The following is a 20,970-nucleotide window of genomic DNA, read 5'->3' as shown; positions in this document are numbered from 1 at the left end:
AGGCAAACGAATGAATATCCAACCGAAGCCATCAAAAATCAGGGAAGCTCGATCTGATCAGATGTTTAATCTGGTTAATTATTTGGTTCTATCTCTCTTCTTCCTGAGCGTGCTGTATCCAGTTATCTACATCATTAGCGCATCATTCAGCTCATCTACTGCAGTGGTGTCCGGTAGAGTCTTTCTATGGCCTGTAGAATTCGGATTGAAGGGATATCAGGCGGTGTTTGAAAGCAAATTGATTTGGAGAGGGTTTGCCAATTCCTTCTATTACACGATCGTCGGAAGCACAATTAGTGTAATCCTAACAATTGTGGCTGCTTACCCGCTTTCGCGCAAAGATTTTATCGGCAGAAATTTTTTCATGCTATTATTCATCTTTACGATCATGTTCAGTGGGGGGATGATTCCCATCTATATGGTCGTGAAGGATCTCGGGATACTAAATACCAGTTGGGCGATGATCCTCCCCTCTGCATTGAGCGTGTTCAATGTCATTATCACACGCACTTATTTTCAAACGAATATTCCCCAAGAAATGCTGGAAGCGGCACGAACCGACGGGTGTAACGACCTGACCTTTCTGATGCGAATCGTCGTTCCTTTATCAGGTCCGATAATAGCCGTGATTACCTTGTTCTATGCGGTCCACAACTGGAACTCCTACTTCGATGCTTTGCTATATCTAGATAAGCAAAAACTGTTTCCGTTACAGTTAATTTTACGGAGTATTCTTATCCAAAATCAAGTCGATCCGAGTATGGTAGTCAACGAGGAAAACATGCTCGCTAGACAAAGCTTGGCCGATTTACTGAAATATTCACTCATCATTGTGGCTTCCCTCCCTGTTCTAATTATTTATCCTTTCGTTCAAAAATATTTCGTTAAGGGGGTGATGATCGGTTCAATCAAGGGATAACTAATTTGTCTAGAAGTCAACTGAGATTATGACATCTTTCGGAGAACGGTGTGGGGCGAATCACAAAAATAGAAGGAGGATTGTGCAATATGAGGAAAATGTATATCCTGTGCTTCACGATTATGTTTGCGCTTTCACTATTGTTGGCCGGTTGCAGCGACAAGCAGACCAGCGAGGCGGGCAGTTCTGTCAGCACGAGCAGTCCGAATAATGCGGTAACGGCCAATGACCAATTTCCCATTGTAAAAGACAAGATCACACTGAAAGTATTAATGAAAGGCAATCCAGATGTAGAGGATTTCAATACGAATGGCTTTACCAAGTGGTTAGAAGAAAAAACGAACATTCATGTCGATTTTTCGATTGCAGATCCGAAAAACTTGCAGGAAAAATTAAATTTGGCTTTGTCTAGCGGCGATTTGCCCGATGTGATCTTGAACCTAGATGTATCACCAGCGCAGCAAATGTTGTATGGCAGCCAAGGGGTCATAATTCCACTGCAGGATTTAATTGAGCAAAATGCTCCCAACGTAAAAAAGATGTTCAATGAAAGACCAGAAATCAAGCAAGCGATTACTGCTCCCGGGGGCAATATTTATTCGTTACCTAGAGTAAATGACTGCTTCCATTGCGCGCTGGACCGCAAAATGTATGTATACCAACCATGGTTAAAAAAATTGAACCTGCAAGAACCGACTACACCTGACGAATTCGAGCAAATGCTGCTCGCGTTTAAAAATCAGGATCCCAACGGCAACGGTAAGAAAGATGAAATTCCGTTAGCTGCTGCAATTGGTTCAGCGCCGTCTGAAGTTGAAGTCTTTCTGATGAACGCCTTTATTTATGATGATTCCACAAAGAGATTGTTATTGGAAAACGGAAAAATAGATGTCGCTTACAACAAACCGGGTTGGAAAGACGGCTTAATATACTTACATAAGCTCTATTCGGAAGGTTTGATAGCTCCACAATCCCTTACTCAGGACAGAGCCAGCTTAAAGAAAATGGCGGAAAATCCGGATGTTCCGATTCTGGGTGCGGCACCGGCACATTCTCCATCTTCGTTTACCGTTGTCGACAGCCCAAGCAAACGATGGGTCGATTTCCAGCCGATCAAACCGTTAAAAGGACCAACTGGACTAATGACGGCCACCTATGTGCCATATGACAATATAAGTAACGGACAATTTATGATTACAAAAGCGAATAAGCACGTTGCGGAATCCATACGTTGGGCGGATGCGTTCTACAAACTAGAAGTAGGTATCAGCGCAAATATTGGGGTTCAGGGTAAGGACTGGGACATGGCGAAACCTGGTGATAAGGGTCGTGACGAACAGCAATCGGTGTATACGGTGATCAATCCGGTAACGGGCACACAAAACCGTACATGGGATGGGTTGGGACTAGGTTATCTGACGGATAAGGACTATTACAGAGGGCTGACGGTCAAGGCGTACCCAGACAAAGAAAAAATGTATTATGACGTTACTAAGGTGAATTATGATCCTTACAAACAAATTGTGGATAAGATTGTTCCGCCATTATATTTCACCAAGGATGAATCAACTCAAGTGGCTGAAGTGGAAACGAATCTCATCACATATATGCAGACGATGAAAGCCAAATTTATTAATGGCGATGCAGATATTAACAAGGAATGGGATAATTATGTAAAGACACTGGATGGTATGGGCTTGAAGCAGTATCTCTCCATTTATCAGCAAGCTTACGATAAGAAAGTCGGAAAGAAATAGATTGTTGACACAGCAAACATCTCACCAAGGACACGGAAGTGTCTGTGTCCTTGGAGTGTTTAAAAGAGGAGTAGATAATTGATGCTAAAAGTAGCCATTCTCAGTTTCTGGCACATTCATGCCAAAGACTATTATAGACAAGCGATGGAACATCCAAATACGGAAATTGTGGCTCTCTGGGACGAGGATTCGGATCGCGGGAGAAAGGAAGCAGAAGATCGCTGCGTTCCATATTATGAGAATCTCGATAAGTTGTTAGCCAACCCGGAAATCGACGCTGTAATTGTCTGCACACCAACGAACAGGCATTGTGATGTGATGGTCAAGGCGGCGAAGGCGGGCAAGCATATTTTTACGGAAAAAGTACTCGCTCCTACACTAAAGGAATGTAATGAAATTCTTACGGCGGTTAACCAATCCGGTGTTAAACTAACGGTCTCTCTGCCTCAGCTGTATGAAAGCTACACATTGGCGATCCAGGATGTATTGGCGAAAGGGTGGTTGGGAGAACTGACTTCGGTCAGGGTGCGGAGATCGAACCATGGCGTTATGAAGTATCCTCCACGCAACTTCTCCCATTTCTTCACAATTGAGCAGAGTTATGGAGGAGCCTTGATCGATGTAGGGTGCCACCCTATGTATGTAGCCCGCTTGTTCCTCGGTATGCCTGAAAGCGTAAGCGCGAGTTACGGCTATATGACCGGCAAGGAAGTGGAAGACAATGCGGTTTCGGTGCTGAGATATGCTAATGGAGCACTGGGAATTGTTGAATCAAGTTTTGTCAATCCTTTTTCTCCGTTTAGTATGGAGTTGCATGGCACCGAAGGTGTGCTTCTATGTGGGTACCCGGAACATACGGTTCAGCTACGTACGACTAGGTTTGGCGAGGAGGCTTCGAAGCAGTGGACTGTGGTAGAAAAGCCGCAACGCGAGCCGTTTGCTTACGAGCAATGGGTATCGCATATCCAAAACAATACGAAAGCTGATGAGAACATTAATCTGGCTGTCGATTTGACCAAGCTGATGGAGGCTTCCAATCTTTCTGCTGAGCAAAATCAAGTCATCCTGATCAATAGTCTCAATACTTGAACAACAGGAGGGTATACATATGAGTGCGAAGGTGAGGATAGCAGTTATCGGAGCGGGAAAAATGGCGAATAGTGTTCACTTTCCGTCACTCCATTCTTTGGACGATGTTGAAATTGTGGGGATTTGCGATTTATTCCCGGGACCACTTCATGAAACTGCCGATAAATACGGGATTCAAAACCGTTATACCGATTATCGAAAAATGATCGAAGAAACTGGTCCGCAAGCGGTATACGTGATCGGACAGCCCCATATCATGTACGATATTTGGATGTGGTGCCTGGAGCGCGGCTTGAATCTCTATATCGAGAAGCCTCTCGGTATCACGATGCATCAAGCCAGAGCATTAGCCTACGTCGCCGAGAAAAACAATTGCATTACTCAAGTCAGTTTTCAAAGGCGCAACTCGCCATTGGCGGTCAAGCTCCGCGAGGAATGTCTGAAACGCGGTCCAATCACACATGCAGTATGCAGATTTTACAAATCTGAAATCTCTCCCTTCCTTGGAGCGAGAGATCGAATGCTGGACGATACCGTACACTCTATCGATATGATTCGCTGGATGTGTGGTGGAGAAGCCATTAAAATCGAGAGCACGACCAAGAGGATCGGGGTTCCTGATATTAACTTCATTTCTGCGACCATTGAATTTGACAACGGTTCAACCGGGTATCTCCTCAATAGCTGGTCGAGCGGCCGACGAATTTTCTCGGTTGAAATGCATGCGCCGAACATTTGCGCAGAAGCGGAGTTGGAGACCAAGGGCTATCTGTACACGGATGGGGATAAGTTGGGTGTGACTTATGACCCGCGCGAAGTGGCGGGCGGGAACGAGAAATTCCAGTACGGAGGCTTCCAGGCGAAACATCGCGAGTTCATCGATTGTCTAAAAGCGGGAACTCAGCCATCCTCCAATTTCAACGATGCTCTAAAAACAATGGAAATTGCTGAGAAGATCCTGGCCCAGGCGCTACTCAGCGGTAAATAAAAACATGAGCATAAAGACGAGGAGTAAATGAAATGAATAAATTGAGAGGCATCTTTCCCGCTCTTCTTACGCCATTTACAAAAGAAAACAAAATCAATGAACGAGCTTTGCAAAAACTGATCAAACTGAATCTCGATAAGGGTGTTAGCGGATTTTATGTAGGAGGAAGCACGGCAGAAGCCTTCTTGCTCTCCCTGGAAGAGAGGAAGTATATTCTGGATATTGCTGCCCAGGAATCAAGAGGAAAGTGCTCTATCATTTACCATATTGGTAACATTGGCACGGATCAGGCGATCGAACTGGGTAGACATGCGGAAAAGATTGGTGTTGACGCTATATCGTCCGTTGCTCCTTTCTACTATAACTATTCAATTGAAGAAATAAGAAAATATTATTATGATATCGTCCAACAAGTTAATTTACCGATGATTATATATAATTTTCCGGCCTTCTCCGGTGTTACTTTCAATCAGGAAATCTTTAGGGAGTTTCTGAGCAACAACCGATTTATCGGAATTAAGCATACTTCATCTGACTTTTTCCTGTTGGAGAGAGTGAAACAAATGAACAGCGAGGCCCTCGTTTATAACGGTTTTGACGAGATGTTTCTTGCCGGATTAAGTATGGGGGCTGATGGAGGCATCGGAAGCACTTACAATGTAATGGCTGAAAAGTTTATTCTTATGCAACAATTCTTTGCAGAAGGAAAAATGGCGGAAGCCGGACAGGTACAGACAAAAGTGAACAATCTGATTGCCGCGATCATAAAGGTGGGGGTCCTGCCTGCTGAAAAAGAAATTCTGAATCAAATGGGATTGGACTTCGGAGAATGCAGAAGACCGTTCAAACGTGTTACCGATGAAGAGAAAGAAATACTGAGAGTGGCTGTACTAGAAAATCTATAAAATGAAGGTGTTCGCATGAGTAAGAGTCCGTCAAAAGTTTTAATTATAGTCGGAGACGCAGTAGAGACAGTGGATACGCTGTATCCTTTCTATCGAGTGAAGGAAGAGGGGATCGAACCTGTCGTTGCTGGCCCGGATAAACGGCGGTATTCGATGGTGCTGCATGAAAGACCCCAATCTGGCTGGGTTATAACGAGGGAATATGAGGGGTATACCATTCAAGCGGATATTGCGTTTAGGGATGTCAATCCGGAGGAGTATCTCGGCATCTTTTTCTCCGGTGGGCGAGCTCCTGAATATATCAGGGACGATCCAGCCTTAATCGAGATAACGCGCTATTTCTTTGCCCAGAACATGCCTGTGGCAAGCGTGTGTCATGGGGTAGAAATTCCTTGCCGAGCGGGTGTTGTGAAGGGCCGCAGGATGGCGACAGTTGCTAAATGCAGATTTGACTTGGAAGTGTGCGGAGGTATTTATGTGGATGAGCCATGTGTAGTGGACGGCCATTTGATCAGCGGGAGGACCTACCACGATAATGGGCATTTCGTAAAAGAATGGATTCGCCTTCTTCTTGAAGAAAGAACGAGACGGCAACTGTAAGCAATTCACGATTAATAAGGGGGAAAGGGAGAAGGGACGCCATGCTGAAAATGTTGTTTTTGGATTATTCCCAGGTCAGCCGTATACAAGGATTTACAAGAGAATTAGAACAACCCGTAAAGTATGAAAGCAATCCTATTCTTCTGAGCGAAGACCCGTGGGAGCATGGAAATTTTACGATGTACGGCAGCGTGGTTAAGGTCGAAGGAAAGCCGTTCCAAATGTGGTACTCTGTCGTATCCAAGCCGTTAGTTCTCCATTTAGCCTATGCGGAAAGCGACGATGGGTTGGTCTGGAATAAACCATTATTTGACAACTTCCTCTATGAGGGCAAAAAGACCAACATTGTTCTGGATGATGATATACACGGTGCGGCAGTCATCTACGATGAGATGGATCCCCGCGAGGATTGGAAGTATAAATTGGTTGGAGGCGCTGGAGGCGGGTCCAAAGCACCGATCTTCGGCTTTCACAGCCCAGACGGAATAAATTGGAGGAAGGTTCAAGATCACCCAATAATAACTACGGGGCCCGATTGTCCGATGGGATTGCTTCGTCAACCGGACGGAAGGTATGTTGCTTACCACCGAAAGCGTACATACGGACGAAGGGTGTTTCGCAGTGAATCATGGGATTTCAAGCATTGGAGCAGCGAACCTCGCATGGTATTGGAGGCAGATGCAGGGGATCCTCCAATGACCCAGTTCTACGGGCTTGGGTCAACCCCATATGGCCCTTATGAGATCGGCTCTTTATGGATGTACCATGTGGATCCTGACGACGCCACCACGATGCGCGGCTATCAAGAAGCCGAATTTGTTTACGCCCGTTCTGGTTACGCTTGGCATCGGGCCGCTCAAGGGAAAGCCTTTCTCGCTCACGGCAAGCCAGGAGAGTGGGATCAGGGGAATTTACAGTGCGCTTCTTCTCCGTTATTTCTTAACGACGAGATTCGATATTATTATGCGGGTACAAATATAATCCATGGAAGACATTGGGAGCACAACTCGCAGCGGGCCGGGTTGGGAATGGCGACAATCAAGCCCGACCGTTTTGTTGCATTGAGAGCCGATGATGGGGAGGGCGAACTCATCACGACTCCCTGTTACTTGCCTTCTAGCGATATTAGATTAAATGCAAATGTTGGTAAAGATGGATGGGTTCGCGTTGAAATTGCTAATTTGGACGGAACTGTCGTGGAAGGGTATGGTCTTCAACAATGCATTCCAGTCATGGGAGACTCCACCTCCCATCATGTGCTCTGGTCTGGCGCAGAGCGATCAATCTTATCCAGCAGCATCAGATACAGACTTCGGATTAAGGCCAAACAGGCCAATCTCTACTCCCTGTTCGTAATCGAGCCCGGAGAAAAACCCCACTATACCCGTTTCTCAGACTTTATAAGCAAAGAGATCTAAAATTCCAATAGGCGGTGGACAACATGCAGAAAGTTGCCGTACAACATCTGTTTGATTTAACCGGTAAGGTAGCTTTAGTTACAGGGGGCGTCAACCTGGGTTATTATGCATGCGAGGCGTTGGCGGAACTGGGAGCCACCGTTGTATTAACCAGAAGGAACCAGGCAGAGGCTGAGTCAATGGCTGAGAAATTGAGCAGGGAGAAGCAGACTGCCGTGATTGGCGTTGCATTAGAGGTAACAGACGAGGAGAACTGGCAGGAAGTTATCGGTCGGATAATCTCCGAATTCGGAAAAATCGATATATTGATCAATAATGCCGGAGGGCGGAAAGTAACCCAGGCTCAACATGATTTGAGAAATAAAGATCATTTGATTGATTTTTTGGAACATCGTCCTTTGAACGAATGGAAGTATACTCTGGATTCTAATTTAACAAGCGTATTCCTAGGCTGTAAAACCGTTATTCCGCATATGAAAAAACAAAAAAGCGGTAAAATCATCAATGTTGCCTCCATTGATGGCGTTGTCGCTCGTGATTTAAGAATCTACGAGGGAACGGGGTTGTCTCCTACTGTCCCGGACTATTTGTCGAGTAAAGCGGGCGTTATCCAACTGACGAAGGGGCTGGCCGTTGCATATGCTCCGCATGGAATTAATGTGAACTGCATTTCTCCCGGGGGATTCTTTCGCAATCAACCCAAGCCCTTCGTCGATCATTATGAGAAGCAAGTCCCCATGGGTAGGATGGGTCGCGATGAAATCGATCTGAAAGGACCTTTCGCGTTCCTTGCCTCATCGGCATCAGACTATTTGGTTGGGCACAACCTCATTGTAGACGGGGGTTATACGGTATGGTAGAGAATAAAAAAGTATTGATCGTTGGATGCGGTTCGATTGGAAAAAGACACGCACGCATCCTTAAGGAGTTAGGGGTCAAACAGATCGGCTTAGCGGATCAGTCCGCTTCCCAGCTCGCTTTGGCACTCCGTGAAATACAAGGTGCACAAGGTTATGCTTCATACGAAGAAGCGTTAAAGGATCAGTTTGACGCTGTCATTTTATGCACTCCCCCACATTTACATATTGCCCAAGCTCGTCTGGCTATTGAAGCGAACTGCGATGTGATGACAGAAAAACCGCTGACTGTCCATCTGGATGGCGTACAGGAGCTCCAATCTTTGTTGAGAGTAAAATCACGGTTCGTCATGGTAGCTATGTGCTTTCGCTATCATGCTGGGTTGAGAAGAATCAAACAGCTGGTCCGGGAAGGGGAGATCGGAAGATTAATCCATATCCGGGCATCCATGGGGGAAAATTTGGCCGAAGCGAGGCCGAACATTGATTACCGGCAGCTCTTTGTGGTTTCTGAAGATGTGGGCGTAACGTTGGATATGTGTCATGAACCGGATTATGTGCAATGGATAGCCGATCAGCCTGTCACAAGCGTTACGGCTATTACGGGTAAACTCAGCAATCTAGAGATGGCCGGCGACGACATCGCCGATCTCTTGATCAAATTTAAAGGATCCCTTACGTCCAGTATCCATTTGGACTTTTTCCAGCAGCGAAGAAGAAGATATAGTGAATACATAGGGACCGAAGGAACTTTACTATTAGAAATGGCGGACTGGAACACTTGCTGTATCCATATTTATCATAAAGACGATGAAGCATGTCGCGTAGAAACCTTAACCATGGAAAGAGACGATATGTTCCGGGAAATGGACAGGGATTTCCTGGAACTATTGGATACCCGGCAGAAGCCAGAACTGGATATTCAAGAAGGATTAAAATGCCTACAGATCGTCTGGGCTGCCAAAGAAAGTAGTAAGACCGGAAAAACCGTCGTCTTAAAGCCGGCTATCGAATAACATGAAAGAGCTATCCGAAAAGTTCACAGTGGAAGGAGTTGCTTGTCAGCAGCTCTTTTTTACTAGAGAGTGGTCAACCAGAAAAAATGGTTGATCTCATTATTTGCTGTGAATACCGACAAGACAATTGATGTTCTAATGTTACTGATTAATGCAGCACCCCCTATCGGGGGACTAGGTAACATGAAAGTAAATACTTGTGCAATGCCTCTTTTCTTTAATGTAATATAGAACATAAACCTTGTATTAGGAGGCTTGACGTGATAAAAGTAGCCTTAGGTCAAATTGCACCGGTAACTGCAGATAAAGAAGCAAATTTTGAAAAAATGAAGAAGTTAACTATTGAAGCGGCGGAACAAGGAGCGCATTTGGTTATATTCCCGGAACTTGCATTGTCGGGGTACAATTGCGGTGACCAATTTTTTTCGATTGCAGAGTCAATTCCGGGAGAATCTACTAAAAAGTTTGAAACCGTTGCTAAGGAATATGATATTCATATTATTTGGGGAATGCCAGAAGAGAGCATCAGCGGGGTGCTCTATAACGCTGCTGCTCTTGTTGGGCCTGCGGGCTTTATTGGGAAATGGCGTAAAAATACATTGCCCGGTCATGCAACCGATACTATGGGTCCGGGGGCATTCCCAGACAGAAGATTTTTTAAAAATGGCGATGAAGTAGCAGTGTATGATACGCCTATCGGGAAAATTGGACTGTTGATTTGCTATGATATCTTTTTCCCGGAACTTGCACGATTGATTACACTGCAAGGTGCGGATTTAATTGTCGGAATATCTGGATCGCCTTCGTTCGAGAAAGATATTTTCGAACCAATAGTAAAAGTTAGAGCAATGGAAAATACGGTGAATATTGCATATACCAATTTAGTGGGAAATGAGGGACAAACAGAATATTGGGGCGGCGGATTTATTGTTGGCGCCGGCGATACCAAATCAAAAGTGCCTGGCAATCCGATAATTTGCAAAGCACCCTATGAAGGGGAATGTATTACAATCGGAGAAGTGGATCTGGATGCCAATAGAAAAATAAGACCATACTTCCCAATTTTGAGAGACTTAAAGACATCTATGTATGAACAGCTTGCCAAAGCACATAAAAATTTAACTTAGGATTCGTTCAGGTATACAGGATACCAGAAGTGGAAGGATGGATCGCAGGTGTGGCGCTGGATACGTACTACTACTACCCGATGCCAGTAGAACAAGCGGTGTGGAAATTCCCGAATGTCATCATGGCTCCGCACAATTCTGGTTTTTCGCAAAGCATACATTATCCGCAGCGTGTATGGGGCATTTTTGTAGAAAATATCAGACGCTTCGCGGAAGGCAAGCCATTGCTTAACGAGCTGTCCAAGAGCCAGTTGTACGGAAATTAAGAAAGGAGGGGTCACAATGTTTTTAAACTTGGCCCACCGGGGAGCTTCGCATTATGCTCCTGAGAATACGCTTCCAGCCTTTTATAAAGGGATCGAGATGGGGGCGAACGGGCTCGAAACGGATTTGAAAATATCGAAGGACGGCATGGTCTTCCTTCATCATGATAAGGATCTCGCTCGTACGACGAATGGTTCGGGGGCTCCTGGGGATTATACTTGGAAAGAATTGCAGGATTTGGACGCCGGCAGCTGGTTTTCCTCAGTTTATACGGGGGAGAGACTAATCTCGCTTGAGCAGTTTCTTCACTTGTTCGGCCGCAAAACGCTCACTCTCGTTCTGGAGCTCAAGGATCGCAACATCGAAGAACCAGTTCTGGAGCTAATTAGCCATTACGGAGTAGGAGATCGGATCACAATCACTTCGTCTATCTATGACAATCTGCGTGCGGTACGAGCCAAGGATGCATCGCTAAAAATAGGTCAAATTGTTAAAAAAATTGATAAAGAATCTATCGCCTTACTTAAAGAAATCGGAGCGCAGCAAATTTGCCCGGAAGTCCAGCAAATGAAAATGGAAGACGTGCAATTGGCACAATCCCACGGTTTAGAAGTAAGAGCTTGCGGAGTTAAAGCATCGGAAGAGCTCATGCACTTCGCTTTGAGCTGCGGTGTTATGGGGATGACGATTAACAACCCCGATGTTCTGTCCGAGGCACTATCGAGAAGAGAGGAAGGCTGACTCGTTTGTACAGGAAGCTTGGAGGCAGTTGTCCGATGAACGATGAACATCGGATGGAGTACAACATCTAAGTTTCTGGCAGATACTTGAAGTTTTATGTTAGGAGTCCTGAGAACCAGTCACTCTAGAAGATCGACTATTCTTCTGACATTTGCCTGTGGCTGGCGAACTTCACTGTTCGAATCCCCCTTCAGTATCGCAGCGGATAAATTCGTTGCGGCTGGGCACCTAGCATGAAAGTTTCGATTTACCAATCCTTGGGATCCGTATAGAACAGTATGGAAAAGGAATTAAAGGGCTGACTGCCATTGTCCGTCACGGTCTAGATCCTTTTGAGCTATTCGTGGATGACACGAAAGCACTTGTAGAGGGGAGTAACCGCTTGGGGATCGTCGAACCGCATCGGATCGTGGTGGGCGGAACATCAAGAGGCGGTTACATGGCTTTCCGTTTACCTGTGTCGGAACCTAGAATTGTCAAGGCGGCCGTATTCGCACCAGTTACGAATTGGAATGATCTTTCTGAGTTCGCGGATCAGAAGGATGCCGAATCAGTAAATCGCCTGCGCCTATCCAACTATACGCATCGTATCTTCGATAAACTGCTGTATATGTTAATCGGCTATCACGACAAACGCGTGAGCACTCTCAGCTGCTGCAAATTTTATGACCGATGGTTGTGTGATGGACATGCAGAAGCGTCATCACCGGTCAAGTTTATTGTACATTTGATTCAGGTCATATGGTTAGTAAAGATTTGTATCGGAAAGGCGCCCGGTTTTTGCTAAAAGACGGAGATTGAAGGGTGAGTGTGAAACAATGATTATCGACAGCTTAAAAAATGCTTCCCAGTACTACGGAGTGCATCCGAGGCTTGCAACAGGATTACGTTACTTACAGGAAAACTCAATTGTCGATCTGGAACCGGGCAAGTACGAGATTGAAGGCAGCGATATTTACTTTCTAATGCAGCATTACGACAGCAAGCAGCCTGATGCGGGGAAGTGGGAGGCACACAGACGCTATTTCGACATTCAATTCGTGGCCGCCGGTGCTGAACGAATCGGATATGCCCCAATCGATATGATGCAAGTATCGAGAGAGTATACGGCTGATGGTGATTATGCTTTGTTCGATGGCGATGGAACTTTCTTCGAGCTTCAAGCAGGGGATTTTACGATCTTGGCGCCGCAGGACGTCCATATGCCCTGTATTGCCGTACAGCAGCCGGAGCCGGTGAAGAAAATAGTTGTCAAAGTATTAATCTGACTAGCAAGATCTTCTCTCTCGTCCGCACATAATGCGGGTGAAGGACTGTCTTTTTTGTTTGAACGGAATTGTTCATGAAAAGTAAATTATGATCATGGAAGCGTTTTAATTTTATTTGGTACATTCATCATGAAAAAATCTATAACTGCGAGGCAGCACGATGAGGGGGAAATGAAATGATTGAAGTACTGGCCGATACGACAGGGTCCGTACATGAAGCTGTCTGGCACTTTGAAAGATAAGCGCTGTGATTTAGAGTAGTACAGCTAATGAAAAATGGGCGCAGAACATATTAGTCCGCGCGCCTTTATTTCATAAGCTGCTACAAGCCAATCAGTTTCCCCAACTCCGCTTGCAACTTCAAGCGCAACCCCTCAATAATCGGAAAATCCGTTGCCGTAAAATAAAACACCTTAATCTGTGCATCAATTGCTTCGGCTAATGCCAAATGGGAAATGGCCTCTTTCATTTTTGTCTAATAATGTTCTTTAATAGAGGTCAGCTCGGCTGCATAGGCTTCATCGGGTCCTAGAACTGAACAGGTAAATACGCTCCCCAATAGAACCAACTTCACAAAAAAAAGACCACATAATGTGGTCGAATAGATGATCATAAATTGCTCACGCAATACTGTAAAATTCAATGATTTAATATAAATGATGTTACAGTGAGAAGTAAGCACAAGCCTTGATATATCGCCATTAACAACCGTTAAAGATGTTACAGTACGCTACTGCCATGATGTTAATAACGGTCGTAGGAGGAACTCGCGGCGTAAGAATCTCTTGGAAGCAGTTGTGAAAGAACACACGATGAAAAGCTCTTTGATTAATTTGACTATTCGCTGAGGGTAACAAAAGGGTAACGCAAGCAAGTGAAAAACGGTTCCCTTTGTTAAAGATGTTACAACGATAATTCACGAAAACCTTGATTCTATGCGCTTTTGTGAATTATCGATAATAAAGTCATGTAATAAGAACAAAATACCCTAGGCGAATAGACAAGAAGATTTCGAAAGCCGAAATGATTCTTGTAAAGCTATCCACACCGATTCCGCAATACCTATGCCTGCCAATTGTTAGATAATGGTGCACCGTTAGAATTTATACAGGCGATTCTCGGACATGAGAAGGCATCTACAACTCAGATTTACGCCTAATTGCGCGGTGAGCGTACCATGAGTCTCCGATTCTCACGAAATCCTCACAATATTCGCGTATAATTCCTGCATTCTCGAGCATTTCATCTTTGTTTTGGAAGCATAAGTTTGCCACGTTTAATTTGAAGCATAAGCTTTCCAATGCGGCAAACTTATGGGTTAAGTTACAATCATCCATGACGGATCACGGCGACGAGCAGGATTTCTCCAATGGGGACTTATACCGCGGTGGGCAAAAGATGCAAAAATAGCTAGTCAGACAATCAACGCGCGATCCGAAACGATAACGGAAAAGCCAGCTTTCAGAGAATCATTTCAAAGGCGGCGGGCAATTATTCCGGTCGATGGCGTATATGAGTGGCAGCAAATGAGCTATGGAAAGCAGCCGATGCGCATCGTAATGAAAAACCGTAGCATCTTTTCTTTGGCAGGAATATACGATACCTGGGATGGTCCCGAAGGGAAGGTAAGTTCATTCTCTCATACTGACGTCTTCTCTGAATTTGACTTTTTCTCCCATCCACGACAGAATGCCAGTAATAATACATCCAGATGACGAGGCTCGTTGGCTAGATCGAGGTTATAAAGACATTTCATCCTTAAGGACCATGCTTAAACCTTTTTCAGCTCATGAGATGGAAGCATATCCTGTTTCCCAGATTGTTGGAAGCCCCAATTACAATTCTCCTGTATTGATTCTTGAGGATCGATCCCAGAAGCAGCCGCCAGCAACAAACTCTGTTTTAGAGGTGTGCCCCGGTACGGAGCTCCACGCGTAATCCGCTATTGGAATACGCGTACATAATGAAAGAAGCGTTAAGCCTACAGTTGGCCCAACGCTTCTTTTTTATTTTGCTTGGCGCAATGATCCATATTAATTAAAATGTGGTTTATCTCACGTTCGATTTCATCAATCTTTGCTTGGTCATTTGGTTGTAGTAGGTGATAGAAATCAACAGTATCCTGATATATCTTCATTAGCATTTGCAGACGAGCTGCGTGCATATACATATCAATTGTTGGCATATGGCTAAGTTTAGGTTTGAAACGTAATTTTATTACATTCTTCAATATAAGACCCCTCTTCCTAAGAATGATAATTTATAGTATTACCCAGATAATAGATTTGTATACTAGTCTCATAGATTTTCAGTTTAGTAGATAGATTTAACGCTTGTCGGTTCCTATCAGCATCTATATTTTTGCGAGTAACAAAACGCGGCAACTGGCATCCCGATACGGGGACGAATACAGGCGCGAGGGGATCTTCTCCTCGCAGATTACTAAGGATGTCAATCTATATCCGTAATCTTAAACATAACGTGATCCGATATTAAGCGAAGTAAATTAAAATGAGTATGCTGAACTCTTATATTTACATTCGTGAATCGACAAAACCATCTTTGAGATGATATGATAAATGAAAGCCAATAGGCGATGCCGTAGCGKAAGCACCGAACGGATAGGGGGGGAACCCTCTATTTGTTCGGTGCTTTTTTCGTCAGAGGGCTAAAAAGGAGGAATTGATTTATTTATGGAGATCATTAATCAATATTATGGAGAACAAACAACTGTCTGGGCCTCTGCGAAGAACTTTTTGAGAAATGAGCCAATTCTTACAGAAGTAGGGGAGGAATGCTCAGTAACTACTTTAATACCGGCCCACTTTGAATGGAATTTGTGGTTCCACTTCATTCACACTGGAGCGGCGGCAAAATTTCTTGTTGCTCTCGCCAACGGTGATGATATGAGAGCTGCTGCAGTAGTGCTTAAGGGGGTTGAATGGGAGATAACGAGCATTATGAGAGCGGCGGCTAAAAGCGTCCTAGAACTATTTCCTGAGGCTACTTTTCGAGAACAGCGCTCTATTCTTCTAAATTTAGGTAAAGGTGCCTATAAATTATTGGGCAAATTAAATCAGAAAGATACCTGTGACCACGATGATGAGCATTTAGGATTAAAAATTTCGATTGACGTCTATATACCATTGCTGGACGTTGAGTGGATCGAAGACATTATGCTGGAGATTTTAGGGCTAAATGATATATCTGCGTTCTAGCATCTCGAATGGACTAAGCCTTAGAAKAGTACAAACCAGGTACTCAAACTGATCTAGTGATTATATTTGTCGAATATTGGAAGGAATACCCGTTGTAGTGTTGTATTTATATTAGATGAGTTTTCTCCTAAGAATATCACCCTCTAAACGAGGTAAATGCGTGGAAATTAAGTCGTTAATGTTTATATTCCATTTGCAACACTCAACCCATAATAGAATCGTAGGTGATCATTAATGGAAGTAGCTCGAGCCTTATTTGACGAAATTGATATTGAACATTTACGTAGATCGTATCCACCAGGAATGAGTTGGGAACTCGTCAAAAAAGAGATGGAGGATAAGTACCGTAAAGCATCAAGGGCAAAGGGGATTGCATGTTTATGTTGCAATTCACCGGTAGAGATGGTCCTAAATGAGGATCGTGCATGCTTCTTTCGCCATTCTGATAAGCTATCTTGTCCCGGATCAGAGAACTATACACGATATACGACAACCAGGACTACTGAGAACCAAAAGCAGCACCATACTGGGAAAGTATTGTTGAAAGAACTTCTTGAGGGTCAACTTAAGATACACGGGGCAGAAATTCAATACGGATATCTTTACAAGGAGATCCTGAGGATTATTCCTGACCTACTCATCTATTTTCCGAACGGTGATATTTGGGCTGTTGATTATATAACAGGTTCTCGGAGTGACGATGGCTACCATACCGCAATTCAAAAACGATTAGAGACTTACAATAAAGCAGGGTTTAAGCCGTTTTTCTTATTGGATAGTGCCTGGTACTCACAGCATGCTGATAAGCCTCAAATTAGCTTATATAAAGCTGAAAGAGTAATGATGCGAACGACCGCCTTCGATGAGAAATGGCAGGAGATTGTTAGTCAGTTAATTCGCGACATGGGGGAGAATGCCATTGTGCAACTCCCGATAAACCATAGCATACATCCGTTGAGCGTTTGTAGCCTGGTGTACATTGACATGAATACCTTTGAGGGGCACTTAGTTAGATTCATTCCTATTCAGTCCCAAAGAGCTGCTACTGCTCATGCGTGGGGATATACGCTTCATAAAGCCCTTTCTATTCCAATTGATCAGCTACTTTCTTTGGATACAAGTAAAACTGAATTTAAATGGTACGGTACTGATGAGACTGCGTTACAAGAATTCTACATTCAAGATACTATCCAGAAGTATTTTGAATTGGAAGAACAAGTACAGATTGAAAAAGAAAAGATGATGACAAAGGAAGTAAATGCAAATGCAAAACTAATTCAACAACTTCACGATCGGGTTTCTTTATTTAAAATGAAAACAGTTGTCCCGCTAGCACCAACCATCGTTAAAGCAGACAAAATAATAATTCCAAATCCAGTAAGTCGGATCGATAATTATCGCTTGTTAATCGAACGATTTCAAAAATCAGGACGTTTAGATGTGAATTCCGGGTTTAATTCTCATATCGAGAAATGTGAAGAGGTAATTCGCCTTTTTGATGAAACAGGCGAAGACAGACTTTTTTCAATTTATGCAATGATGGAAAATATGAAGCACGCACTTCTTGGAGAATAATTATCTAAGAGTATCTGATTAATTTTTAGTTGTGATTTGAATGGAGGATTTAGTTACTCGTATGAATATTGACTATAGTGTTATTACGCAGCCGGTAGTCCTTGGCGCCATTATTACTTCATTACTAGGTGCTGGAATCGCAGGGAGTTTTTTCACACATTATTTCACCAATGTGCGATCAGACCGTGAATTAAAAAGAACACAGAGAACTAAACGTTTGGAATATATATATGAGCCTATCGTAAAAGTAATTTTATCACAGATTCATCCAGGAGACGGATACGATGGCATTGTAGATTCTCAATTCAATGCAATAGAGGCAATACTGAAAGAACACACCAGGTATGCTGATGACAAATTAGAGATGTTTATTAATAGTTTTGCCGAAGACCAATACCATTTTTCGATGTCCCATGTACAATGGCCATCATATGATTCTGATGCAAAGTTCCTAAAGTATGTCTTCAAAGAATACAATAATTTAAGGAAAAAGCTTCATCTACCTTATCGCAGGAATAATTTTCTAAAAGAAGGATTCGTTTATCGATACAGACAGTTTCGCCGCTTTTTAAGAAGGAAGAAGCGATTCGAATTCAAAAACTCTGTGAAATAAAGATTGTAATTTTTGACCGCTGAAAAGAAAAGGCAAATTGCAATTACAGAGTGCTTCGGCCCGTATTAAACTAAAGGACAGTGCTTTTTTCAAAATTTTCAGCACCATCGATGTTTTCGCTCTTTCCTAAAGTAATCTGACATAATACAGTTATTAATATAAACAATCACTAATACTTCTTTATATATTTAATTGACAGAAGTATAATGTTAATAATAGGAAATCAACTCAATTAAGGTGCGTGATGGTTTGGTCGCAATGATAGAAATAGCGGTTAGCGAAAGTACTACAACAACTCAAAAAGGAAAATTGTTAGAAAATCTAGGTAGAGAAGTTCTTGAATCTATGCAATTTGAGGTTATAGAAGAAGTTAGACTAACCGGGATTGAAGTAGACTTATTAGCAAAACATAAAATCTCCTCCGAAGAAATCTATGTCGAATGCAAAGCCTATAAAGATACCAACACTATTTCAGCTGATGTATTTACAAAATTACTAGGAAATGTTGTTTATAGAAACGTTTCTTCTGGCTGGCTTTTATCAACAGGCTCTCTTGGAAAAGATGCAAAGGGATTTGTTGAAGAGTGGGAGAAGAAACCTTTCGATCAAAGAAAAAAACTCCAAATATATTTCCCTGATCGATTGATTGATTTAATTGTGGGTTCAGGTAAAGTATGTAACCCTCTCTCATTAAGATACCCGTCTAACGGAAAGTTTTCAGAAAATGTAACATTATTGATCACTAACCTTGGGCGTTTTTGGGCCGTTCCATTAATTCATGCATCCGCTGGCATACCTTATGCAGTAATGCTATTTGACTCTAAAACAGGTGAGCCGGTCACCAATCAACAAACCGTGGATTCAATTGCGAAAATACCGTCTTCGTTTCATGAATTGGACTGGCTTTATCATAACGACGATAATAATGAAAGAGTAATTGAAGATCAGTTGACCCAAGAAGCATATAGTATTGTAACAGTTTCTGCTGGAGATCAATGGGCAGACTATCGACCGTCACGCCCTCAGGATTTTGTAGGGAGAGATGAACTTCTTCAAGAAATTTTTAAATTTATTGATAATGTTAGAAATTCTACTATTTCAACCAGACTCTTGGCTTTAAAAGCCCCTTCTGGCTGGGGGAAAAGCTCTGTACTACTTAAGCTTGTTGAGAAGTCTAGAACCTCACGACATAAGAACAAAAACTACGTATATGCTGTCGACGTTCGTGCAGCCACAAGTCATAGATATGCAGAGTTCTCATTAATAGAGTGTCTCAATTCTGCTATTAAATCAAATTTTATAAAAAAACCCAATACACCAATTAAAATTTCAGACACGAATAATCCACTTTCTGACCAATCAATCAATGAGATTATTGAGACTCTTAAGTCTGAAAATAAAGTAATTGTTTTGTTGTTTGATCAATTTGAAGAGATTTTTTCGAAAAAAGAACTTTTTCCACTTTTTGAAAGTATTCGTCGTCTAAGTAATTCTGTCGATAGTATTCGAGAAAATTTTATTATAGGTTTTGCTTGGAAAACAGACGGAACTGTTCCTACCGATCATCCTGCTTATCATTTATGGCATGGACTGGCAGACAGACGAAGGGAATTTTCTTTAAGTCCTTTTATTGATAAAGATATAAATAAGGCTCTTTCTATATTCTCAAAAGAATTAGGTGAACCGCTAAACCCAATATTGAAAAAATATCTAAAGGACCATTGTCAGGGGTATCCTTGGTTATTAAAAAAGCTCTGTATCCATGTTTTTTCTTTGGTAGAAAGCGGCATTCACCAAGATGAAATTTTAGGAAAAGGCCTAAGCATAAGTGATTTATTTGAAAAAGATACAAGTGAATTAACTACTGCTGAACTTGCTTGTGTTAAAAAGGTAGCTCAAGAATCCCCTATTGAATTTTTTCAAGTAGTTGAGCTTTACGGTGATATGACCGTCCAATCATTAATTAATAAACGTATTATCTTAAGAAAAGGGCAAAGATTAATCCTTTATTGGGATATATTTCGTGATTATATTCTTACTGGCACGGTTCCTCATATACCTGTGGCCTACATTCCACAAACCCAGTTTAGAAGATATTGTATAGCCTTGATAGTGCTTTTTAATCTTAGATCTACAACAATCTCAGTTTTTGCTTCCAATTTAGGAATCGGTAGAGATGCTGCTGAAAATATAGTAAGAGACTTCGTAATGCTTGGAAATGCAACAAGACAAGGGGAAAACCTTAAATTTTTACATGAAAATGAGGAAGAAGCCTTTCAAAAAGTTGTAGATTTCTTTAACAAACATATCTTGTATAAAAATATCATTGAAGGATCAGGAGTTAACTTCCAAATCTCTATGGAGGAGTTCGGAGAGTATTTCAAAGAAACCTATGATTCCTCAATGTTTGCGGATAAGACACAAAAGTCATATATAAATATCATTAATGGTTGGTTGAAGGGAGTAGGATTGACTGAGTATAAATCTAATAAATTAATTAATGTATTAGAAAGTACAAAAGGACATACCAAACCTGGTTTTCCTAAGATAACCAATTCAGGTCGAAAAGGTGGACGAATCTCAAACTTTTTAGGAGAAGCTCCTCCTGAGAGGGT

General features: G+C 42.6%; 23 protein-coding genes and 1 pseudogene. 22 read left to right on the top strand and 2 right to left on the bottom strand.

Annotated elements, in window-relative coordinates:
• Positions 1–10: 10 nt before the first annotated feature.
• The 14 genes from AC1DVJ_RS19970 to AC1DVJ_RS19905 all read left to right on the top strand — a co-directional run bounded on the left by AC1DVJ_RS19970 (position 11) and on the right by AC1DVJ_RS19905 (position 12,949).
• Positions 11–919, top strand: coding sequence for a carbohydrate ABC transporter permease (locus AC1DVJ_RS19970; RefSeq protein ID WP_477592972.1), 909 nt, complete (start codon positions 11–13; stop codon positions 917–919).
• Positions 920–1,008: 89 nt separating this feature from the next.
• Positions 1,009–2,676 carry an ABC transporter substrate-binding protein gene (locus AC1DVJ_RS19965; protein WP_477592971.1) on the top strand — a complete coding sequence of 556 codons (1,668 nt, stop codon included), beginning with the start codon at positions 1,009–1,011 and terminating at the stop codon, positions 2,674–2,676.
• A gap of 81 nt (positions 2,677–2,757) precedes the next feature.
• Positions 2,758–3,765, top strand: coding sequence for a Gfo/Idh/MocA family protein (locus tag AC1DVJ_RS19960; protein ID WP_477592970.1), 1,008 nt, complete (start codon positions 2,758–2,760; stop codon positions 3,763–3,765).
• 19 nt (positions 3,766–3,784) lie between these two features.
• Positions 3,785–4,753, top strand: coding sequence for a Gfo/Idh/MocA family protein (locus AC1DVJ_RS19955; RefSeq protein WP_477592969.1), 969 nt, complete (start codon positions 3,785–3,787; stop codon positions 4,751–4,753).
• 32 nt (positions 4,754–4,785) lie between these two features.
• On the top strand, positions 4,786–5,658 hold the full coding sequence (locus tag AC1DVJ_RS19950; RefSeq protein ID WP_477592968.1) for an N-acetylneuraminate lyase: 873 nt from the start codon (positions 4,786–4,788) through the stop codon (positions 5,656–5,658).
• A gap of 15 nt (positions 5,659–5,673) precedes the next feature.
• On the top strand, positions 5,674–6,258 hold the full coding sequence (locus AC1DVJ_RS19945; RefSeq protein WP_477592967.1) for a DJ-1/PfpI family protein: 585 nt from the start codon (positions 5,674–5,676) through the stop codon (positions 6,256–6,258).
• A 41-nt stretch (positions 6,259–6,299) separates the two neighbouring features.
• Positions 6,300–7,676, top strand: coding sequence for a hypothetical protein (locus AC1DVJ_RS19940; RefSeq protein WP_477592966.1), 1,377 nt, complete (start codon positions 6,300–6,302; stop codon positions 7,674–7,676).
• A 23-nt stretch (positions 7,677–7,699) separates the two neighbouring features.
• A complete protein-coding gene (locus tag AC1DVJ_RS19935; protein ID WP_477592965.1) occupies positions 7,700–8,536 on the top strand; it encodes an SDR family NAD(P)-dependent oxidoreductase in 837 nt (278 codons plus the stop codon).
• A complete protein-coding gene (locus AC1DVJ_RS19930; protein WP_477592964.1) occupies positions 8,530–9,549 on the top strand; it encodes a Gfo/Idh/MocA family protein in 1,020 nt (339 codons plus the stop codon). The genes AC1DVJ_RS19935 and AC1DVJ_RS19930 overlap by 7 nt, the downstream gene beginning before the upstream one ends.
• 260 nt (positions 9,550–9,809) lie before the next feature.
• Positions 9,810–10,676: a carbon-nitrogen hydrolase family protein gene (locus AC1DVJ_RS19925; RefSeq protein ID WP_477592963.1), complete on the top strand. Its 867-nt coding sequence runs from the start codon at positions 9,810–9,812 to the stop codon at positions 10,674–10,676.
• A 29-nt stretch (positions 10,677–10,705) separates the two neighbouring features.
• A complete protein-coding gene (locus tag AC1DVJ_RS19920; RefSeq protein WP_477592962.1) occupies positions 10,706–10,942 on the top strand; it encodes an NAD(P)-dependent oxidoreductase in 237 nt (78 codons plus the stop codon).
• A 16-nt stretch (positions 10,943–10,958) separates the two neighbouring features.
• Entirely contained in the window at positions 10,959–11,681 is a 723-nt protein-coding gene (locus AC1DVJ_RS19915; RefSeq protein ID WP_477592961.1) for a glycerophosphodiester phosphodiesterase, read from the top strand.
• 382 nt (positions 11,682–12,063) lie between these two features.
• Complete coding sequence (locus AC1DVJ_RS19910; RefSeq protein ID WP_477592960.1) at positions 12,064–12,468, top strand: alpha/beta hydrolase family protein; 405 nt, start codon at positions 12,064–12,066, stop codon at positions 12,466–12,468.
• A 31-nt stretch (positions 12,469–12,499) separates the two neighbouring features.
• Positions 12,500–12,949: a NanQ anomerase/TabA/YiaL family protein gene (locus AC1DVJ_RS19905; protein WP_477592959.1), complete on the top strand. Its 450-nt coding sequence runs from the start codon at positions 12,500–12,502 to the stop codon at positions 12,947–12,949.
• A 322-nt stretch (positions 12,950–13,271) separates the two neighbouring features.
• Here the strand turns inward: AC1DVJ_RS19905 and AC1DVJ_RS19900 are convergent, their stop codons facing one another.
• Positions 13,272–13,418: a hypothetical protein gene (locus tag AC1DVJ_RS19900; protein ID WP_477592958.1), complete on the bottom strand. Its 147-nt coding sequence runs from the start codon at positions 13,416–13,418 to the stop codon at positions 13,272–13,274.
• Positions 13,419–14,003: 585 nt separating this feature from the next.
• Here AC1DVJ_RS19900 and AC1DVJ_RS19895 point away from each other — a divergent pair.
• The 4 genes and pseudogenes from AC1DVJ_RS19895 to AC1DVJ_RS19880 form a co-directional block, all read left to right on the top strand.
• Positions 14,004–14,108 (top strand): annotated as a pseudogene (locus AC1DVJ_RS19895) (tyrosine-type recombinase/integrase); the annotation flags it as partial.
• Positions 14,109–14,230: 122 nt separating this feature from the next.
• Positions 14,231–14,359, top strand: coding sequence for a hypothetical protein (locus AC1DVJ_RS19890; RefSeq protein WP_477592957.1), 129 nt, complete (start codon positions 14,231–14,233; stop codon positions 14,357–14,359).
• A complete protein-coding gene (locus tag AC1DVJ_RS19885) occupies positions 14,329–14,664 on the top strand; it encodes an SOS response-associated peptidase (protein WP_477593010.1) in 336 nt (111 codons plus the stop codon). Before AC1DVJ_RS19890 ends, AC1DVJ_RS19885 begins: the two co-directional genes overlap by 31 nt.
• Positions 14,591–14,887 carry an SOS response-associated peptidase family protein gene (locus tag AC1DVJ_RS19880; protein WP_477593009.1) on the top strand — a complete coding sequence of 99 codons (297 nt, stop codon included), beginning with the start codon at positions 14,591–14,593 and terminating at the stop codon, positions 14,885–14,887. The genes AC1DVJ_RS19885 and AC1DVJ_RS19880 overlap by 74 nt, the downstream gene beginning before the upstream one ends.
• A gap of 43 nt (positions 14,888–14,930) precedes the next feature.
• Here AC1DVJ_RS19880 and AC1DVJ_RS19875 read toward each other — a convergent pair whose 3' ends face one another.
• Positions 14,931–15,179: a hypothetical protein gene (locus tag AC1DVJ_RS19875; RefSeq protein ID WP_477592956.1), complete on the bottom strand. Its 249-nt coding sequence runs from the start codon at positions 15,177–15,179 to the stop codon at positions 14,931–14,933.
• A 463-nt stretch (positions 15,180–15,642) separates the two neighbouring features.
• On the opposite strand from AC1DVJ_RS19875, the gene AC1DVJ_RS19870 reads away from it, so the two are divergent.
• The 4 genes from AC1DVJ_RS19870 to AC1DVJ_RS19855 all read left to right on the top strand — a co-directional run.
• Positions 15,643–16,167 (top strand): hypothetical protein, encoded by a 525-nt coding sequence (locus AC1DVJ_RS19870; protein ID WP_477592955.1) that lies wholly within the window; start codon positions 15,643–15,645, stop codon positions 16,165–16,167.
• 234 nt (positions 16,168–16,401) lie between these two features.
• Positions 16,402–17,742: a hypothetical protein gene (locus AC1DVJ_RS19865; protein WP_477592954.1), complete on the top strand. Its 1,341-nt coding sequence runs from the start codon at positions 16,402–16,404 to the stop codon at positions 17,740–17,742.
• Positions 17,743–17,803: 61 nt separating this feature from the next.
• The gene (locus AC1DVJ_RS19860; RefSeq protein WP_477592953.1) at positions 17,804–18,355 is read left to right on the top strand and encodes a hypothetical protein; all 552 of its coding nucleotides are present in this window, start codon (positions 17,804–17,806) and stop codon (positions 18,353–18,355) included.
• Between the two features lie 258 nt (positions 18,356–18,613).
• Positions 18,614–20,970: restriction endonuclease (locus tag AC1DVJ_RS19855; protein WP_477593008.1), on the top strand; the 2,357-nt coding region annotated here is incomplete at its 3' end.

Source organism: Paenibacillus sp. P4_A9, from assembly GCF_056402415.1.
Note: the sequence above shows the minus strand (reverse complement) of the source record. Positions and strands in the feature narration are given on the sequence as shown.

Coding starts and splice junctions, on each gene's coding strand:
- AC1DVJ_RS19930 (WP_477592964.1), top strand. CDS start 8,530: ATGGTAGAGAATAAAAAAGTATTGATCGTTGGATGCGGTTCGATTGGA.
- AC1DVJ_RS19960 (WP_477592970.1), top strand. CDS start 2,758: ATGCTAAAAGTAGCCATTCTCAGTTTCTGGCACATTCATGCCAAAGAC.
- AC1DVJ_RS19860 (WP_477592953.1), top strand. CDS start 17,804: ATGAATATTGACTATAGTGTTATTACGCAGCCGGTAGTCCTTGGCGCC.
- AC1DVJ_RS19905 (WP_477592959.1), top strand. CDS start 12,500: ATGATTATCGACAGCTTAAAAAATGCTTCCCAGTACTACGGAGTGCAT.
- AC1DVJ_RS19970 (WP_477592972.1), top strand. CDS start 11: ATGAATATCCAACCGAAGCCATCAAAAATCAGGGAAGCTCGATCTGAT.
- AC1DVJ_RS19950 (WP_477592968.1), top strand. CDS start 4,786: ATGAATAAATTGAGAGGCATCTTTCCCGCTCTTCTTACGCCATTTACA.
- AC1DVJ_RS19865 (WP_477592954.1), top strand. CDS start 16,402: ATGGAAGTAGCTCGAGCCTTATTTGACGAAATTGATATTGAACATTTA.
- AC1DVJ_RS19870 (WP_477592955.1), top strand. CDS start 15,643: ATGGAGATCATTAATCAATATTATGGAGAACAAACAACTGTCTGGGCC.
- AC1DVJ_RS19935 (WP_477592965.1), top strand. CDS start 7,700: ATGCAGAAAGTTGCCGTACAACATCTGTTTGATTTAACCGGTAAGGTA.
- AC1DVJ_RS19945 (WP_477592967.1), top strand. CDS start 5,674: ATGAGTAAGAGTCCGTCAAAAGTTTTAATTATAGTCGGAGACGCAGTA.
- AC1DVJ_RS19900 (WP_477592958.1), bottom strand. CDS start 13,418: ATGAAAGAGGCCATTTCCCATTTGGCATTAGCCGAAGCAATTGATGCA.
- AC1DVJ_RS19915 (WP_477592961.1), top strand. CDS start 10,959: ATGTTTTTAAACTTGGCCCACCGGGGAGCTTCGCATTATGCTCCTGAG.
- AC1DVJ_RS19940 (WP_477592966.1), top strand. CDS start 6,300: ATGCTGAAAATGTTGTTTTTGGATTATTCCCAGGTCAGCCGTATACAA.
- AC1DVJ_RS19955 (WP_477592969.1), top strand. CDS start 3,785: ATGAGTGCGAAGGTGAGGATAGCAGTTATCGGAGCGGGAAAAATGGCG.
- AC1DVJ_RS19965 (WP_477592971.1), top strand. CDS start 1,009: ATGAGGAAAATGTATATCCTGTGCTTCACGATTATGTTTGCGCTTTCA.